The organism is Sphingomonas sp. C3-2 (assembly GCF_033025475.1).
GTDB lineage: Bacteria > Pseudomonadota > Alphaproteobacteria > Sphingomonadales > Sphingomonadaceae > Sphingobium_A.
Genome location: NZ_CP130322.1, coordinates 1,300,702 through 1,316,844 on the forward strand (window position 1 = coordinate 1,300,702; position 16,143 = coordinate 1,316,844).

14 protein-coding genes are annotated in these 16,143 nt (G+C 65.9%); 6 read left to right on the forward strand and 8 right to left on the reverse strand.

From position 1 onward, the window contains the following. Positions 1–50: 50 nt before the first annotated feature. On the reverse strand, positions 51–2,240 hold the full coding sequence (gene uvrB, locus QYC26_RS06355) for an excinuclease ABC subunit UvrB (RefSeq protein WP_317514559.1): 2,190 nt from the start codon (positions 2,238–2,240) through the stop codon (positions 51–53). An 84-nt stretch (positions 2,241–2,324) separates the two neighbouring features. On the opposite strand from uvrB, the gene QYC26_RS06360 reads away from it, so the two are divergent. Continuing rightward, positions 2,325–2,717, forward strand: a complete 393-nt coding sequence (locus QYC26_RS06360) for a VOC family protein (protein WP_317514560.1) — start codon at positions 2,325–2,327, stop codon at positions 2,715–2,717. A 102-nt stretch (positions 2,718–2,819) separates the two neighbouring features. Then, positions 2,820–4,157 (forward strand): amidohydrolase, encoded by a 1,338-nt coding sequence (locus tag QYC26_RS06365; RefSeq protein WP_317514561.1) that lies wholly within the window; start codon positions 2,820–2,822, stop codon positions 4,155–4,157. Positions 4,158–4,161: 4 nt separating this feature from the next. Here QYC26_RS06365 and QYC26_RS06370 read toward each other — a convergent pair whose 3' ends face one another. The 6 genes from QYC26_RS06370 to QYC26_RS06395 form a co-directional block, all read right to left on the reverse strand. Continuing rightward, the gene (locus QYC26_RS06370; protein ID WP_317514562.1) at positions 4,162–5,319 is read right to left on the reverse strand and encodes a PQQ-dependent sugar dehydrogenase; all 1,158 of its coding nucleotides are present in this window, start codon (positions 5,317–5,319) and stop codon (positions 4,162–4,164) included. A gap of 119 nt (positions 5,320–5,438) precedes the next feature. After that, positions 5,439–5,675 carry a ribbon-helix-helix domain-containing protein gene (locus tag QYC26_RS06375; protein WP_317515006.1) on the reverse strand — a complete coding sequence of 79 codons (237 nt, stop codon included), beginning with the start codon at positions 5,673–5,675 and terminating at the stop codon, positions 5,439–5,441. 63 nt (positions 5,676–5,738) lie between these two features. Beyond that, positions 5,739–6,461, reverse strand: coding sequence for an acetoacetyl-CoA reductase (phbB, locus tag QYC26_RS06380; RefSeq protein ID WP_317514563.1), 723 nt, complete (start codon positions 6,459–6,461; stop codon positions 5,739–5,741). Positions 6,462–6,494: 33 nt separating this feature from the next. Continuing rightward, on the reverse strand, positions 6,495–7,502 hold the full coding sequence (gene hemH, locus QYC26_RS06385; protein ID WP_317514564.1) for a ferrochelatase: 1,008 nt from the start codon (positions 7,500–7,502) through the stop codon (positions 6,495–6,497). Positions 7,503–7,517: 15 nt separating this feature from the next. Beyond that, a complete protein-coding gene (locus tag QYC26_RS06390) occupies positions 7,518–9,764 on the reverse strand; it encodes a xanthine dehydrogenase family protein molybdopterin-binding subunit (RefSeq protein WP_317514565.1) in 2,247 nt (748 codons plus the stop codon). 27 nt (positions 9,765–9,791) lie between these two features. Continuing rightward, complete coding sequence (locus QYC26_RS06395; protein ID WP_317514566.1) at positions 9,792–11,498, reverse strand: class I adenylate-forming enzyme family protein; 1,707 nt, start codon at positions 11,496–11,498, stop codon at positions 9,792–9,794. A 70-nt stretch (positions 11,499–11,568) separates the two neighbouring features. Here QYC26_RS06395 and lgt point away from each other — a divergent pair, with 70 nt between their 5' ends. The 4 genes from lgt (at position 11,569) to QYC26_RS06415 (ending at position 15,639) form a co-directional block, all read left to right on the forward strand. Further along, the gene (lgt, locus tag QYC26_RS06400; RefSeq protein ID WP_317514567.1) at positions 11,569–12,432 is read left to right on the forward strand and encodes a prolipoprotein diacylglyceryl transferase; all 864 of its coding nucleotides are present in this window, start codon (positions 11,569–11,571) and stop codon (positions 12,430–12,432) included. Between the two features lies 1 nt (position 12,433). After that, positions 12,434–13,474 (forward strand): class I SAM-dependent methyltransferase, encoded by a 1,041-nt coding sequence (locus QYC26_RS06405; RefSeq protein ID WP_317514568.1) that lies wholly within the window; start codon positions 12,434–12,436, stop codon positions 13,472–13,474. Continuing rightward, positions 13,474–14,241, forward strand: coding sequence for a peptidoglycan editing factor PgeF (gene pgeF / locus QYC26_RS06410; protein ID WP_317514569.1), 768 nt, complete (start codon positions 13,474–13,476; stop codon positions 14,239–14,241). The genes QYC26_RS06405 and pgeF overlap by 1 nt, the downstream gene beginning before the upstream one ends. A gap of 81 nt (positions 14,242–14,322) precedes the next feature. Continuing rightward, positions 14,323–15,639 (forward strand): cystathionine gamma-synthase family protein, encoded by a 1,317-nt coding sequence (locus QYC26_RS06415; protein ID WP_317514571.1) that lies wholly within the window; start codon positions 14,323–14,325, stop codon positions 15,637–15,639. 65 nt (positions 15,640–15,704) lie between these two features. Here the strand turns inward: QYC26_RS06415 and QYC26_RS06420 are convergent, their stop codons facing one another. Beyond that, positions 15,705–16,142, reverse strand: a complete 438-nt coding sequence (locus QYC26_RS06420) for a thioesterase family protein (RefSeq protein ID WP_317514572.1) — start codon at positions 16,140–16,142, stop codon at positions 15,705–15,707. Position 16,143 lies beyond the last annotated feature (1 nt).

Below are 16,143 nucleotides of genomic sequence, written 5' to 3' on the forward strand. Positions count from 1 at the left end.
CCATGCACAAGCATGGCCGCCCGCCCGTGCGGCACGGTCCGTCGCCCGCTCTATCGCGACCGGCTGCTCTTGAACTTCTGCGACTTGCCGAAGCGCGTCTTGCGCGTCCCCGGCTTGCCCTCGTTCGACCGGCCCATGCTCGGCGCCTTGTGCTCGGTATCGGGCAATCCCAGTTCCTCGCGTTCGAGCGCGCGGATCTCGTCGCGCAGCCGTCCCGCTTCCTCGAATTCGAGATCGGCGGCGGCCTTGCGCATCCTGGCTTCGAGTTCCTCGATATAGGCGCGCAGATTATGGCCCACCATGTGCTGCTTGTCGTCGTCGATCGGCACGGTCACCTGATCCTGCGACGCGACATGCGCGATGATGTCACCGATATGCTTGCGCACCGTCTGCGGCGTGATGCCGTGTTCCGCGTTATAGGCGAGTTGCTTGTCGCGGCGGCGATCGGTCTCGCGCATCGCGCGCTCCATCGACCCCGTGATCCGGTCGGCATACAGGATCACGCGCCCGTCGACGTTGCGCGCGGCGCGGCCGATCGTCTGGATGAGCGAGGTTTCGGACCGCAGAAACCCTTCCTTGTCGGCGTCGAGGATCGCGACCAGCCCGCATTCGGGAATGTCGAGCCCCTCGCGCAACAGGTTGATCCCGATCAGCACGTCATAGACGCCCAGCCGCAAGTCGCGGATCAGCTCGATACGCTCCAGCGTTTCGATGTCCGAGTGCATGTAACGGACCTTCAGCCCCGCTTCGTGCAGATATTCGGTCAGGTCCTCCGCCATCCGCTTGGTGAGCGTGGTCACCAGCGTGCGATAGCCCCGGCCCGTCGTCTCGCGCACCTCGTTGATCAGGTCGTCCACCTGATCCTCGACCGGGCGCACCTCGACCGGCGGGTCGATGAGCCCGGTGGGGCGGATCACCTGTTCGGTGAACACGCCGCCGGTCTGCTCCATCTCCCACCCGCCCGGCGTGGCCGAGACATAGACCGACTGGGGCCGCATCGCGTCCCACTCGTTGAAGCGAAGCGGGCGGTTGTCGATCGCGCTCGGCAGGCGAAAGCCATATTCGGCGAGCGTCAACTTGCGACGATGGTCCCCGCGCGACATGCCGTTGATCTGGCCGATGGTGACATGGCTTTCATCGACGAACAAAAGCGCGTTTTCGGGCAGATATTCGAACAAGGTCGGCGGCGGCTCGCCGGGCAGGCGCCCGGTCAGGAAGCGGCTGTAATTCTCGATCCCCGCGCAACTCCCCGTCGCCGCGATCATCTCAAGATCGAAATTGGTCCGCTGCTCCAGCCGCTGCGCTTCCAACAGCTTGCCCTCGCCCACCAGCTCCTTCAGCCGCTCGGCCAGTTCGAGCTTGATCGCCTCCATCGCCTGTTTCAGCGTCGGCCCCGGCGTCACATAGTGGCTGTTCGCAAAGACGCGGACATGATCGAGGCTCGCCACCTTCTTGCCGGTCAGCGGATCGAACTCGATAATCTCCTCGATCTCGTCGCCGAAAAAGCTGATCCGCCAGGCGGTATCCTCATAGTGCGACGGGAAAAGTTCCAGATTGTCGCCGCGCACGCGGAAGCTGCCGCGCACGAACGCCGCCTCGTTGCGCTTATACTGCAGCGCCACCAGCTTGCGGACGATCTCGCGCTGGTCGACCGTCTGGCCCTTGTGCAGATCGAAGATCATCGCCGAATAGGTTTCGACCGAACCGATACCATAGAGGCACGACACGCTCGCCACGATCAGCACATCGTCGCGCTCGAGCAGCGCGCGCGTGGCCGAATGGCGCATCCGGTCGATCGCCTCGTTGATCGAGCTTTCCTTCTCGATATAGGTGTCCGACCGCGCGACATAGGCTTCGGGCTGGTAATAATCGTAATAGCTTACGAAATATTCGACCGCATTGTCCGGAAAGAAGCTCTTGAACTCGCCGTAGAGCTGCGCAGCGAGGATCTTGTTGGGCGCCAGCACCAACGCGGGGCGCTGCAGCTTCTCGATCACCTGCGCCATGGTGAAGGTCTTGCCCGAACCCGTCACCCCCAACAGCACCTGATCGCGCTCGCCCTCGGCCGCCTGCGCCACCAGTTCGGCGATCGCGCCCGGCTGGTCGCCCGAAGGCTCGTAATCCGAAACGATACGAAACGGCCGCCCGCCCTCCAGCTTGGGGGGGCGTTCGGGGCGGTGCGGGACAAAGCTCTGTCCGGTTTCGGGCTCGTCGAGCGTGGTACGAATATGGATTGCCATTGGCCGTGAATATGGGTGATGCCGGTCGCGGGCGCAACGACCGCCCACGGAATCAGAGACTTTCGAAGGTCCAAAGGAGAGACAATGATCGGATATGTCACGCTCGGCGCCAATGATCTGGAAACCGCCCGCACTTTCTACAGCCAGGTGCTCGGCCTGATGGGCGCCGCTGAGATCATGCGCATGCCCAATGGCTACACCATGTACGGCACCGATTTCGGTACCAAGCCCGCGCTCGCCGTGACGCACCCGCACAACCAGCAGCCCGCCACCTATGGCAATGGCACGATGATCTCGCTTCAGGCCGACAGCCGCGATCAGGTGGACGCGGTGTACGGCAAGGCGCTCGAACTGGGCGGATCGTGCGAGGGCAAGCCCGGCCTGCGCGGCGATGAAGGCCCGCAGGCATTCTACGCCGCCTATTTCCGCGATCCCGAAGGCAACAAGCTCTGCGCCTTCCGCATCGGCGGCGCCTGAAAAGCCTAACCATCTTAAGCGCATGAAACCGGCTGTACCTGCGCGCGCGTGCGGGTACAGTCACCCCCCTGATCACCAATATATCTCAGGGGGATGAAGGATATGCGTCTTCGTTATTGCCTGCTTGCGGCGGCCGCCATGCTCGCCGCACCCGCCCAGGCCGAACCCGATTATGCGACCGCCGTCCGCGCGGATTACAAGGCGCAGCTCGGCAGCCTGTTCGACGAATTTCACCGCAATCCCGAACTCTCCTTTCAGGAAACCCGCACCGCCGCGCGCATGGCGGCCGAACTGCGCAAGGCCGGCGCCACCGTGACCGAGCGCGTGGGCGGCACCGGCGTCGTCGGCATCATGCGCAACGGCGACGGCCCCGTCGTGCTCGTCCGCGCCGATATGGACGGGCTTCCGGTCGAGGAACGCTCAGGCCTCGCCAACGCCTCCAAGGCCCGCCAGACGGGTGCCGACGGCGTCGACTATCCGGTGATGCACGCCTGCGGCCACGACGTGCACATCACGTCGATGGTGGGCACCGCCAACAGGCTCGCCGCGATGAAGGACCGGTGGAAGGGCACCGTGCTTTTCGTCGTCCAGCCCGCCGAGGAACGCGTGGGCGGCGCCAAGGCGATGATCGCCGACGGGCTCTATACCCGCTTTCCCAAGCCCGATTACGCGCTCGCCTTCCACGTCGCCGCGCAATTGCCGAGCGGCATGGTCAGCGCGTCGGACGGCATCCAATATTCCTCGTCCGACAGCCTCGATCTCACGGTATTCGGCGTCGGCACGCACGGCGCCGCGCCGCATATGGGCAAGGACCCGGTCTATATCGCGTCGCAGATCGTCGTCGGGCTCCAGTCGATCGTCAGCCGCGAGGTTGGCCCGCTCTCGCCCGCGGTGATCACCGTCGGCTCGTTCCATTCGGGCTCGAAGCACAACATCATCTCGGACCGTGCCGACCTGCAGATCACCGTCCGCGCCAATGACGAGACGACCCGCGCGCAGCTGATTGCCGCGATCGAGCGCGTGGCAAAGAATGTCGCCCGCGCGCACGGCGTGGCCGAAGATCGCCTGCCGAGCGTGAAGGTGATCGAGGGCACGCCCACCACGATCAACGACGCAGCCCTTGCCAAGCGGCTCAACGCCACGCTCGTCGAAACGCTCGGCGCCGATGCGTTCATGCCCTATCAGCAGGATTCGATGGGGGCGGAGGACTTCGCCTATTTCGTCCAGCCCGATACCGGCGTGCGCGGTTATTATTTCGCGGTCGGCGGCACGCCAAAGGCGGCGATCGACGCGGCGAAGGCGGGCGGTCCGCCCGTCGCCTCGCACCATTCGCCGCTGTTCAGGATCGATCCCGAACCGTCGGTGACGACGGGGACGATCGGGATGACGGCGGCCGTGCTCGAGCTGCTCAAGCCCGGCCAGGCCACCGCCGCTCAATAAGCGATCAGCCCCGGGGGGTGAGCTTCAGCAGCCTCCCGGTGGCGCCCTTCTGCCCGTCTTCCAGCAGCCAGAGCGCGCCGTCTGGCCCCTGCGTCACCGCGCGGATGCGCTGCCCCATGTCAAAGCGTTCGGCCTCGCGCGCCGACACGCCGTCAAACGCGATGCGCACCAGCGCCTTGGACGAAAGCCCGCCGATAAAGGCGCTGCCCTTCCATGCCGGGAACATGTCCCCCGAATAGAAAATGAGGCTCGACGGCGAGATCACCGGCGTCCACGAAATCACAGGCGCGGCGAATTCGGGCCGGGTGTCGTGGTCGGGGATCGGCTTGCCATCATAATGATCGCCGTTGGACACGATGGGATAGCCGTAATTGGCGCGGGGTTCGACGCGGTTGAGCTCGTCGCCGCCCTTGGGGCCCATTTCGACGTCCCAGAGCTGGCCGGTCGCATCGAACGCCAGCCCCAGCGGATTGCGGTGGCCGAGCGACCAGATCTGCGCCGTCACCCCGCCTTCGGCCGCAAAGGGATTGTCGGCGGGCACCGAGCCATCGTCGTTGAGGCGCACCACCTTGCCCAGATTGGACTTCATGTCGTGCGCCGGATCGAAATTCTGCCGCTCGCCCGAGGCGATGAACAAATGGCCGTCGGGGGCAAAGGCAATGCGGTGCGCATAATGCCCGCCGCCGTCCAGCTTGGGGACCTGCCGCCAGATCACCTTCAGCCCATCGAGCCGCGCGCCCTTGGCATCCTGCACCAGCCGCGCGCGCGCCACGGCGGCCCCGCGTGTCGCGCCCTCGCCCGGCTCAGCATAGCTCAGATACACCATGCCGTTCTCGGCGAATTTCGGGTGGAGGACGATATCCCCCAGACCGCCCTGTCCGCCATAGGCAACCGCGGGCACGCCGGCCACCTCCACCGTCTGCCCACCCAGCGTGAACAGCTTCAGCTTGCCGGCCTTTTCGGTCACCAGCAGCTGCGTGCCGCCGGGCAGAAACGCCATCGCCCAGGGTTCGACGAACACGCCCTGCTCGGTCGCAACGAAGGGCACGGGGTCAACCGCCGTGATCGCAGGCACGGCATTTCCTTGCGCGTTCGAATTGTCGGCGGCCGAACAGGCGGCCATCGCGGCGATCAGGGCCACGGAAAGGGTAAGGCGGATCATCGAGGGCGGCTCCGTCGTCAAAGGGGTGGATTGCGGCCGAATATGCGTCAGCCGCGTCCCCCGGGTCCACCCCAAAGCTGTAACGAATTCTTGCCGGTGCGCGCCCGAAGCCTGTCCGTTCAACGATTTGCGAACAGCCACACGCGAATGGCGCTGCCCAGATTGGGCGGCTCGTCGGCGAGGATGCGTTCGGAATCGATCCGCGCGATGAGCGCGTTCACCGGAATGTCGAGCCGTTCGGCATGCGCGCGCAGCGCCTCCCAGAAAATCGGCTCAAGGCTTATCGATGTCTGGTGCCCGGCGATGGTGACCGATCGCTTGATCGGTCCGCGCCAGATAGGGTCCTGCGTCGTCATGTCGGGGAAAAGCGCGTGCGGCGCGGCGCGGGGCACAAGCCCCGGCCGCGCCGACACCGATCCTTAGTACATGTGCTGGCCACCATTGATCGACAGCGTCGATCCGGTGACGAAGCCCGCGTCTTCCGAGCAGAGGAACGCCACGCCGCGCGCAATTTCCTCGGCATGGCCCAGCCGGCCGACGGGGATTTTCGCGACGATCTTGGTCAGCACGTCCGCCGGCACCGCCGCCACCATGTCGGTGTCGATATAGCCGGGGGCGATCGCGTTGACGGTCACGCCGAAACGCGCGCCCTCCTGCGCCAGCGCCTTGGTGAACCCATGGATGCCCGATTTCGCTGCGGCATAATTCACCTGGCCATATTGGCCCGCCTGGCCGTTGATCGATCCGATGTTGACGATGCGGCCCCACCCGCGATCGCGCATCCCCGGAAAGCTCGCCTTGGCCATGTTGAAACAGCCGCCGAGATTGGTGTCGATCACGGCCTTCCAGTCGTCATAGCTCATCTTGAGCAGCGTGCCGTCGCGCGTGATGCCCGCATTGTTGACCACCACATCGACATCGCCCACCTCGGCACCGACACGGCTCACCCCGTCCTGACAGGCGTCATAGTCGGAAACGTCCCATTTATAGGCGCGAATGCCCGTGCGCTCGGTAAATTCCCGCGCCCGGTCATCATTTCCGGCATAGTTCGCGACCACTGTCATTCCGATATTCTTGAGCGCGAGACTGATGGCCTCACCAATACCACGGGTCCCACCAGTCACGATCGCTACTCTGGTCATAAAATGGTCTCCCTGAAGAATGACAGATCGATGCTATGCGGAGCGTTGCCATCCCGCAAGTTCGCGTCCGATAATTTGATTGAGCATTGTGACGCCTTCGGGACTGTCATTGAGGCAGCGCAGATACGCAAAATGCGTACCGCCCGCGCCAAGGAAATCCTCGCGCCCGCGCAGCGCGATTTCCTCAAGCGTCTCAACGCAATCGGCCGAAAATCCGGGGGCGATCACCGCCACCTTGCGTACGCCCTTTGCGGGCAGGCCCTTCAGCACGACATCGGTCGCCGGCTCCAGCCATTTGGCGCGGCCGAAACGCGACTGAAAGGCCAGTTCGAGCGGCCGGCCGAGCGCCTCGCCCAAAAGCCGCGCGGTCTTCACGCAGTGGCAATGATAGGGATCGCCCAGATGGAGCGTGCGTTCGGGCATGCCGTGAAAGCTCGCGACGATCTCATCGGGCACGAAATCGAGGCCGGCCACCCCCTGCTCCACCGATTGGCGCAGCGCGTCGATATAGGCGGGGTCGTCGTAATAAGGCGGCAGCGTGCGCAGCGCCGGTTGCCAGCGCATCGCGCCCAGCGTCTCGAACACCGCGTCATTGGCGGTCGCCGTCGTCGCGCCGCTATATTGCGGATAGAGCGGGGCGAACAGGATGCGGTCGCACCCCGCCTCGCGCAGCGCCGCCATCCGCGCGCCGATCGATGGATTGCCGTAGCGCATCGCATAATCGACGATCACGTCGGGGCCAAAGGCACCGCGCAGCGCCGCCGCCTGATCGGCGGTGATCGCGGCCAGCGGCGAACCCGTGTCGGTCCACACCTGTGCATAGGCATGCGCCGATTTCTTGGGGCGCAGCGGCAGGATGATCCCGTGCAGGATCGGCTTCCACAGGATCGCGGGTATCTCGATCACGCGCGGGTCCGACAGGAACTGCTTCAGATAGCGCCGCACCGCCTTGGGCTCGGGCGCGTCGGGTGTCCCGAGGTTGACGAGGAGAACGCCGATCCTTGAGGCGGGCAGCGCAACATGGTCTTGGGGCTTGGGCATCAGGAGGTTCCGGAACTAAAAGGGCAGGCTGCGCGGGCGGCGGCCATTCGCCGCGAACAGCGCATTGGCGATGGCGGGGGCAACGGGGGGCAATGCAATCTCGCTCACCCCGCCGGGGTCGGCCTGGCTGCGGATAAGCTGGACCGTGATTTCGGGCATGTCCGCCAGCTTCGGAAAAGCGAGCTGCGCGAAGTTGCGCGGCACCGCCATGCCGCCCTGCATGTCAATGGGCGCGCCCAGCGCCGCCGCGACGCCGAAACATATCCCGCCCTCGATCTGCTGCTTCACCAGATCGGGATGGATCACCCGGCCGCAATCGACGACCGCCGCGATCCGGTAGACGCGTATCCGGTCTCCCTCGATCCCCGCCTCGGCCATCAGCGCGACATGGCTTCCCGCCATCGAATGACAGGCCAGCCCCTGCCCCGTGCCAGGCCCGCCGCCTTCCCAGCCGCCCATGCTCGCCACCGTCGTCAAACAGCGCGCCAGACGGACATTGTTGCCCAGCAGCTGCATGCGAAAGGACAGCGGCTCGACACTCGCGGCATGGGCCAGCTCGTCGATGAAGCTTTCGGTGAAAAAGGCGGTGTAGCCATGCGCCCCGCCGCGCCAATAACCGGTCGGCACGCCGATATCGGCGGGGTGGTGATCGATCGCATAGGCCGGCAGCGCATAGCTGGGCAGCGCGCCCGCCACTTCATTGTCGCTGCCGCCGCCGAACAGGGTGAGGATATGCTCACCCGTGCGGTTGTCGGCGAACATCCGTTCCATCTGCGCCTGGGTGGACAGGGGAGAGGCGATCCGCGCCTGCCAGCCCTGGATCAGCCCGGTCGGCCCCAGCTTGGCGCTCATCCGCGCCAGCGCGGGCGGGCGGAACGGATCGTGGATGATATCCTCCGCGCGCGACCAGCTGAGCTGCACCGGCCGCTTCATCCGCGCCGCGAGCACCGCCACCTGCGCCGCCGCCTCATTTTCCAGCCGGCGGCCGAACGATCCGCCGCCCATCATCTGGTGGAGCGTGACGTCGCTTTCGCGGATGTTGAGCGCCGCCGCCGCCGCCCGCCGCGCGAGCGCGGGGGTTTGCGACGCGATCCACAGCTCGAGCCGCCCGCCGCGAAGCCGCGCGGTGGCAGACATGGTTTCCATCGGCGCATGCGCGGCCAGCCCCGCGCTATACGCGCCGACATGGACGCTCTGGTTGGCATAGACCGCGCCCAGATCACCCTTGCCCGCCACGCGCACGCCGTCCCCGGCCAGCGCGGCGTCCAGCGCCTTGGCGATGCTCTGGCTCGTCGGGCGTGCGCCGTCGACCGCAAAGCGCGGTTTCATCTTGTCGAGCGCCGTGTTCGCGGCCCACCAGTTATTGGCCACCGCCGCCACCCAGGCGGGGGTGTCGACGATCGCGAGCACGCCGCGCACCGCATCGGCCGCCTTGCGATCGAAATCGAGCAGCTGGCCCGTGCCCGCCGGCGCCTGCCGGATCGCCGCGAACACCATGTCGGGCAGGCGGATATCCCCGGCAAACTGCGCAGAGCCGTCGATCTTCGCGGGCAGGTCGAGCCGGGGCAGGCTCTGCCCGGTCAGCCGGTTCTCCGCGCCGGTGCGCAGCGGCACCGGATCGGGGATCTTGAAGGCGGGCGCCTCGGCCACCAGCTCGCCGAAACGGATCTTTTCCTCGCCGCGCACGACAAAGCCCTCGGCGGTGTCGCAGGCGAGCCAGTCCGCCTCCCAGCGCCGCGCCGCCGCCTTGCACAACAGCACGCGCGCGCCCGCGCCCGCTTCGCGCAGCGGCTGTTCGAACGCACGCACCGAACTGGAAAAGCCCGAAATCATCAGCGTGTCGCGCGTCGCATATTCCTGCGCCGCCCAACGCGTCACGCCCTGCAGAAATGCGGGTGCATCGTCCGCCGCCCAGTCGCCCGCGAGCACGCGGTTGGCGTAAAGCGGGCTGACGGGTGCGGCCTCCACCGCAATCGTCCGCCAGTCCGCGCCCAGTTCGTCGGCCAGGATCTGGGGCAGCGCGGTATAGCTGCCCTGCCCGAATTCGGCCTGCGGCACGGCGATGGTCACGCGCCCGTCGACGGCGATCTTCAGAAAGGCGTTGAAGACCGTTTCATCGGCCTCGACGACCAGCGCGGGCCGGTAGCTGCGCGGCCAGACCGTCCAGCCGATGACCAGCCCCGCACCAATGCCGCCGCCCACCAATAGCTGGCGGCGGCTGATCCCCTGCCCCCGTCGCTGACTGCTCTCGTTTTTCGCCATGGCCCCCTGATAGGCAGGCGCTTTCGCTCAGTCCACCGCCTGCAACGCGGCAAGGGAACGGTATTTCTCGCGAATGGACACCTTGTCGATCTTTTCGGTCCCCAGCCTAGGCAGCGGATCATCGACGAACCAGTATCGGCAGGGCAATTTGAACGCCGCCAGCCGCTCGCCCAGAAAGCCCTTCAGCCCATCGTCGGTCAGCACCCGGCCGGCATGGAGGTGGATCACCGCGCCGGGCACCTCGCCAAAGCGCGCATCGGCCAGCCCGAACACCGCCGCCTCGGCCACATCGGGATGCGCATAGATGGCGGCTTCGACTTCCTGGCAGGAAATATTCTCGCCGCCCCGGATGATGATGTCCTTCTTGCGGTCGACGATGAAGAGATAGCCGTCCGCGTCGAGATAGCCGATATCGCCGGTGCGGAAATAGCCGTCCGCCGTCATGCACGCGCGCGTCGCGGGCTCGTTCTTCCAATAACCGCGGAAATTGCAGATCGATCGGATCGAAACCTCGCCGCGCATGCCCTGCGGCACCGGGCGCCCGTCATCGTCGAGAATGGCGAGATCGACGAGCGGCTTGGCCGCCGGCCCCGTACTTTCGGGCTTGGCAAGGTAATTCTCGTTCACATTGCCGCAGCCGACCGCGTTGGTTTCGGTGAGGCCATAGCCCAGCAACGGCTTGCCGCCGCCCATTTCATCATTCAGCCGCTTCACATGCTCGGGCGGCCGGGGGGCGCCGCCCGCAGCGAAGGACGCGACCGTCGAAAGGTCATAATTGCCGCGCTTGGGATGGGTCAGCATCTCATAGCTCATCAGTGGCACGCCGACAAAATAGGTCACCTTTTCCTGTTCCATCAGCCGCATCGCCTCTTCGGCGTCCCATTTGGGCATCAGCACCAGCTTGCGCCCCATCGCAAAGCTCTGGAGGAAAACCGGCACCTCGGCGGTGACATGAAACAGCGGCACGTTGAGCAAGGTCGCGGGCTGCAGCGTCGGCGGCGTCCCGTCCTGCGTCATGATGTCGAGCATGGCGAGCGTCTGGACGAGATAGTTGAACGCCCCCTGGATCACGCCGCGATGGTCGGAATAGGCGCCCTTGCACTGGCCGGTCGATCCCGATGTGAACAGGATCGTCGCCAGATCGTCGCCGCTGAGCTGCGGCAATTCGCCCCTGATGCCGCCCTCGATCAGCGGCGCGATCGCCGCGCCGATCGGCTGGTTGACGTCGAGCGGGATCACGCTCGCCCCGTGCGCGTCGGCATGGGCGGCCAGCCGCTCGGTGCGCAGCGGATCGGCAAGCACCAGCCGCGTGCCGGTCGAGGCTATCCCCTCAGCCAGTTCGTTGCCCTGCCACCAGCCGTTGAGCAGCGTGGCGACGCCCCCCGCCATCAGCACGCCCATATAGCAGACGATCCAGGACGGGCAGTTGCGCATCGCAATCCCCACCCGGTCGCCGCGCGCGACGCCGAACCGGCCGACCAGCGCGTGCGCCACATCCTGCGCGGCGGCGTAGATGGCGGCGAAACTCAGCCGCTCCTCGCCCGCCACCAGAAAGTCCTTTTCGGCGTGCAGTGCGCAGAAATGCGCGAAATAATGCGACAGCGCGGGCGGCGCTGCCGCGATCATCGGCAGCGTCTGCCCATCGCGCTCGAAGCTGGTGAGCGGCAGCCGTCCTTCGGGGCCGGTGATCCGGCCGACAGCTTCCTGGATTCGACGATCAAGCACGGACGGCATCAGGCTGCTCTCCTCTTGGTCTAGTCTGTTTCACGCTATATGAAGGCCACGAACATCAGGGGTAAAGAGCTTGTTTCTAACCTATTCGGCTGCCGCTACGGCATACTTGCATTTCGACAGCCTCGGTCTTTCACCGATTGCGCTCGACCTCGGATTTTTCAAGATTCGCTGGTATTCGCTCGCCTATATCGCCGGCATCGTCATTGGCTGGTGGTACCTTCTGAAATTGCTGGCCCAGCCCGGCGCCCCGATGGCGCGGCGCCATGCCGATGATCTTGTTTTCTACGCAACGCTTGGCATCATCCTCGGTGGGCGTATCGCCTATGTGCTCTTTTACCAACCGTCGATCCTTGCCAATCCACTAGACGTGCTGAAGCTGTGGGAAGGGGGAATGTCCTTCCATGGCGGTGCCATAGGCGTTGCGCTCGCGATCATCTACCTCGCCCGCAAGAACGGCCTCAACTGGCTGCGTATCCATGATTATGTCGCGTGCTGCGTACCGTTCGGGCTGTTCTTCGGGCGGCTGGCGAACTTCGTGAACGGCGAATTGTGGGGCCGCCCGACCGATGTGCCCTGGGCGATCATCTTCCCCGCCACCGGCGCCGATGTGCCGCGCCATCCCAGCCAGCTCTACGAAGCCGGGCTCGAAGGCCTCCTCCTCTTCGCGGTGCTCTGGTTCATGTTCTGGAAGACCAAGGCGCGCTACGAACCCGGTAAGCTCGTCGGCACCTTCCTGCTCGGCTATGGCCTCAGCCGCTTCCTTGTCGAAATGGTCCGCCAGCCCGATCGCGGACTCGAGCATCTGGCCTGGGGCCTCACCATGGGGCAGACGCTGACGCTGCCGATGATCCTCGGCGGGCTCTATCTGATCCTGACCGCCAAGGGCCGGCGCCAGCGCGTGGAGCCTGTCGCCGGAGACGAAAGCATCGCGTAACATGACGCTGCTCGCCGAAAAGCTCGCCCGCGCCATCGATCATGGCGGGCCCATGCCCGTGGCGCAGTTCATGGCGCAGGCGAACGCGCATTATTATGCGACGCGCGATCCGCTGGGCGCGGCGGGCGATTTCACCACCGCGCCCGAAATCAGCCAGATGTTCGGCGAGCTGATCGGGCTGTGGCTGACCGATCTCTGGCTGCGCGCCGGGGCCCCGGCCAACGCCGTCTATGTCGAGCTTGGCCCCGGACGCGGCACGCTGGCCGCCGATGCGCTCAGAGCCATGCGCGCGGCGGGGCTCAAGCCGCCGGTCCATTTCGTCGAAACCAGCCCGGTGCTCCGCGCCGCGCAGGCCGAACGGGTGCCCGGCGCCAGCTGGCACGAAACGCTCGACAGCCTGCCCACCCATGGCCCGCTGCTCATCGTCGCCAATGAATTTTTCGATGCATTGCCGATCCGGCAGGTGATCGCCACCCCTGCGGGCTGGCGCGAACGGGTCGTGATCCGCGACGGCGATCGCTTCGCCGCCGTCCCCGGCCCGCTGCCGATGGACGCCGCCGTGCCCGATGCGCTGCGCCATGCGCCGCCGGGCACGATCATCGAAAGCTCCCCCGCCACGACCGCGATCGCCGCCGATCTCGCGGCGCGCGTCGCCGATCAGGGCGGCGCGGCGCTGCTCATCGACTATGGCTATATGGGCCCGGCCATCGGCGAGACGCTGCAGGCGGTGAAGGCGCATCAATATGCCGATATCTTCGACGAGCCGGGCGAGCGCGACCTGACCGCGCATGTCGATTTCGCCGCGCTGGTCGATGAAGGCCGCGGCGCCGGGCTCCATGTCCACGGCCCCGCGCAGCAGGGCGACTGGCTGATCCAGCTCGGCCTCGCCGCGCGCGCCGCCTCGCTGGTGAAAGCCGCGCCCGAACGTGCCGAGGAAATCGCCGCCGCGCGCGATCGCCTCTCCTCCCCCAAGCAGATGGGCCAGCTGTTCAAGGTGCTCGGCTTCGTCTCCCCCGAATGGCCCCAACCCGAAGGATTTTGATGACCCAGGTCGACGTCACCCGCGCCCGGCTGCTCGGCGCCGTGCCCCATGGCTTTCTCGGCCGGCGGGGCGGCGTGTCAGAGGGCGTGCTCGCCGGGCTCAATGTCGGGCTGGGCAGCGAAGATGAACCTGCGGTCGTATCCGAAAACCGCCGCCGCGCCGCCGAGGCGGTTCTCCCCGGCGCCGCGCTCACCACGGTATATCAGGTTCACAGTCCCGATGTCGTCATCGCCGATCATGCCTGGCCCGACGCCGATCGCCCCCATGCCGATGCGCTCGTCACCAACCGCCCCGGGCTGCTGCTCGGCATCGTCACCGCCGATTGCGTCCCCGTGCTCTTCGCCGATGCCGCAGCGGGTGTCGTCGGCGCGGCGCATGCCGGCTGGAAGGGTGCGATCGCGGGCGTGACCGACAACAGCATCGCCGCGATGGAAAGCCTCGGCGCCGATCGCAGCCGCATCGTCGCCGCCATCGGCCCGTGCATCGCGCGCGCTTCCTATGAGGTGAGCGACGCGTTCGTGAAAACCTTCGACGACGCCGATCCCGCCAATGAGCGCTTCTTCACCGCCGGGCGTGCCGGCCATCACCAGTTCGATATCGAGGCCTATGTCGTCGCGCGGCTGGCGGCGGCGGCGATCACGCAGGTCGAGGCGCTTGGGCTCGACACCTATGCCGATGCCGATCGCTTCTACAGCTATCGCCGCTCGTGCCACCGCGGCGAACCCGGCTATGGCCGCCAGATCTCGCTGATCGGCCTGCCCGGATAGGCCCAGGCCAAATCGGCCATGGATTCTCGGCTGCAATGGGCTAATGTCTAGTCATAATAGCGGCTTTTGGAGAGGCCCTGCATGACTGACGAGACCGACAAGCCTGATATCAGCGGCACCACCCCGCGCCGTCGTTCCAAGCCCGATATTCTCGAAATCGGCGGGCGGCCGCTCAAGCCGTCGACGCTGATGATGGGGCATGGCTTCGATCCGATGCTGTCCGAAGGCTCGCTGAAGCCGCCGATCTTCCTCACCTCCACCTTCGTCTTCGAAAGCGCCGCCGCCGGCAAGCGCCATTTCGAAGGCGTCACCGGCAAGCGTCCCGGCGGTGCCGAGGGGCTCGTCTATTCGCGCTTCAACGGCCCCAATCAGGAAATCGCCGAAGACCGGCTGGGCGTGTGGGAAAATGCCGAGGAAGCGCTCACCTTCTCCAGCGGCATGTCCGCCATCGCCACGGTGCTGCTCACCTTTGTGAAGCCGGGCGACGTCATCGTCCATTCGGCCCCGCTCTACGCCGCCACCGAAACGCTGATCGGCCGCATCCTCGGCAAGTTCGGCGTGTCCTGGGTCGATTTCCCGGCGGGCGCCACCCCCGATGAGATCGACGCCGTGGTCGACAAGGCCAAGGCGATGGGCCGGGTGGCGATGATCTATCTCGAAAGCCCCGCCAACCCCACCAATGTGCTCGTCGATGTCGAGGCCGTGAGCACTGTCCGCGACACGCATTTCGGCACCGGCGAGGATCGCCCGCCGATCGTGATCGACAACACCTTTCTCGGCCCCCTCTGGCACCATCCACTCAAGCACGGCGCCGATATCGTCGTCTATTCGCTCACCAAATATGCGGGCGGGCATAGCGATCTGGTGGCGGGCGGCGCGCTAGGCACCAAGGCGCACATGACGATGGTCCGCGCAATGCGCAACACGATCGGCACCATCCTCGATCCGCACAGCGCATGGATGCTGGTGCGCAGCCTCGAAACGCTCGAACTGCGCATGGAACGCGCGGGGCAGAATGCCGAAAAGATCTGCACCTGGCTGCGCGATCAGCCAAAGGTCGAAAAGGTCGTCTATCTGGGCTTTCCCGAAACCGAGCGGCAGGCCGATATCTATCGGCGCCATTGCCACGGCGCAGGATCGACCTTTTCGCTCTATCTGAAGGGCGGTGAAAAGGAGGCCTTCGCCTTTCTCGATGCGCTCCGCATCGCCAAGCTCGCGGTCAGCCTTGGCGGCACCGAAACGCTGGCGAGCCACCCGGCGGCGATGACACACCTGTCGGTCCCCGACGAACGCAAAAAGGCGCTCGCGATCAGCGACAATATGGTCCGCATCTCGATCGGCGTGGAAGACGCCGACGATCTAATCGCCGATTTCGAACAGGCCCTCGCCGCGATCTGACCAAAGGGCCGCCCCTTCCCGCTCAGGCGAGGCGGGGGTGGCCGCTCCCACAAACAGCTGGTCGATCAGGCCGGCTGGGGCGTGCAGTCGAAACCGAATAATTGCCGGACGCTATCCGGAATGCGCATTGGCCGCCCCGTGCCGAGGTCGACATGGACATGCACCAGCTCGATCCGCGCGCGCAGATCGGGGCCGTCCGCCCCGTGCAGTTCGATGATCGTCGTCATGCTGCTGTTGCCGATGGCGGCGACATGCGCAAAGGCATCCACCTCCTCATCGGCACGCAGCGGGCGGGCATAGTCCACCAATGCCCGCACCACGTGGAATTCCAGCGCCGCCTCACCCGCGATCGGCAGGCCGATGGTGCGCCAGAATTCCGTGATCACCAGATCGGCATATTCGAGATAGCGGGAATTGAAGACGACCCGCTGCGAATCCACCTCCGCGTAACGCACGCGGAACCGGCAGATCAGCTCGCCCGTCTTCTTCGCCGTCTCGAACATG

Excerpts from the sequence above, each read along its gene's own strand:
- uvrB (WP_317514559.1), bottom strand. The coding sequence starts at position 2,240 with ATGGCAATCCATATTCGTACCACGCTCGACGAGCCCGAAACCGGACAG.
- QYC26_RS06360 (WP_317514560.1), top strand. The coding sequence starts at position 2,325 with ATGATCGGATATGTCACGCTCGGCGCCAATGATCTGGAAACCGCCCGC.
- QYC26_RS06365 (WP_317514561.1), top strand. The coding sequence starts at position 2,820 with ATGCGTCTTCGTTATTGCCTGCTTGCGGCGGCCGCCATGCTCGCCGCA.
- QYC26_RS06370 (WP_317514562.1), bottom strand. The coding sequence starts at position 5,319 with ATGATCCGCCTTACCCTTTCCGTGGCCCTGATCGCCGCGATGGCCGCC.
- QYC26_RS06375 (WP_317515006.1), bottom strand. The coding sequence starts at position 5,675 with ATGACGACGCAGGACCCTATCTGGCGCGGACCGATCAAGCGATCGGTC.
- phbB (WP_317514563.1), bottom strand. The coding sequence starts at position 6,461 with ATGACCAGAGTAGCGATCGTGACTGGTGGGACCCGTGGTATTGGTGAG.
- hemH (WP_317514564.1), bottom strand. The coding sequence starts at position 7,502 with ATGCCCAAGCCCCAAGACCATGTTGCGCTGCCCGCCTCAAGGATCGGC.
- QYC26_RS06390 (WP_317514565.1), bottom strand. The coding sequence starts at position 9,764 with ATGGCGAAAAACGAGAGCAGTCAGCGACGGGGGCAGGGGATCAGCCGC.
- QYC26_RS06395 (WP_317514566.1), bottom strand. The coding sequence starts at position 11,498 with ATGCCGTCCGTGCTTGATCGTCGAATCCAGGAAGCTGTCGGCCGGATC.
- QYC26_RS06405 (WP_317514568.1), top strand. The coding sequence starts at position 12,434 with ATGACGCTGCTCGCCGAAAAGCTCGCCCGCGCCATCGATCATGGCGGG.
- pgeF (WP_317514569.1), top strand. The coding sequence starts at position 13,474 with ATGACCCAGGTCGACGTCACCCGCGCCCGGCTGCTCGGCGCCGTGCCC.
- QYC26_RS06415 (WP_317514571.1), top strand. The coding sequence starts at position 14,323 with ATGACTGACGAGACCGACAAGCCTGATATCAGCGGCACCACCCCGCGC.
- QYC26_RS06420 (WP_317514572.1), bottom strand. The coding sequence starts at position 16,142 with ATGTTCGAGACGGCGAAGAAGACGGGCGAGCTGATCTGCCGGTTCCGC.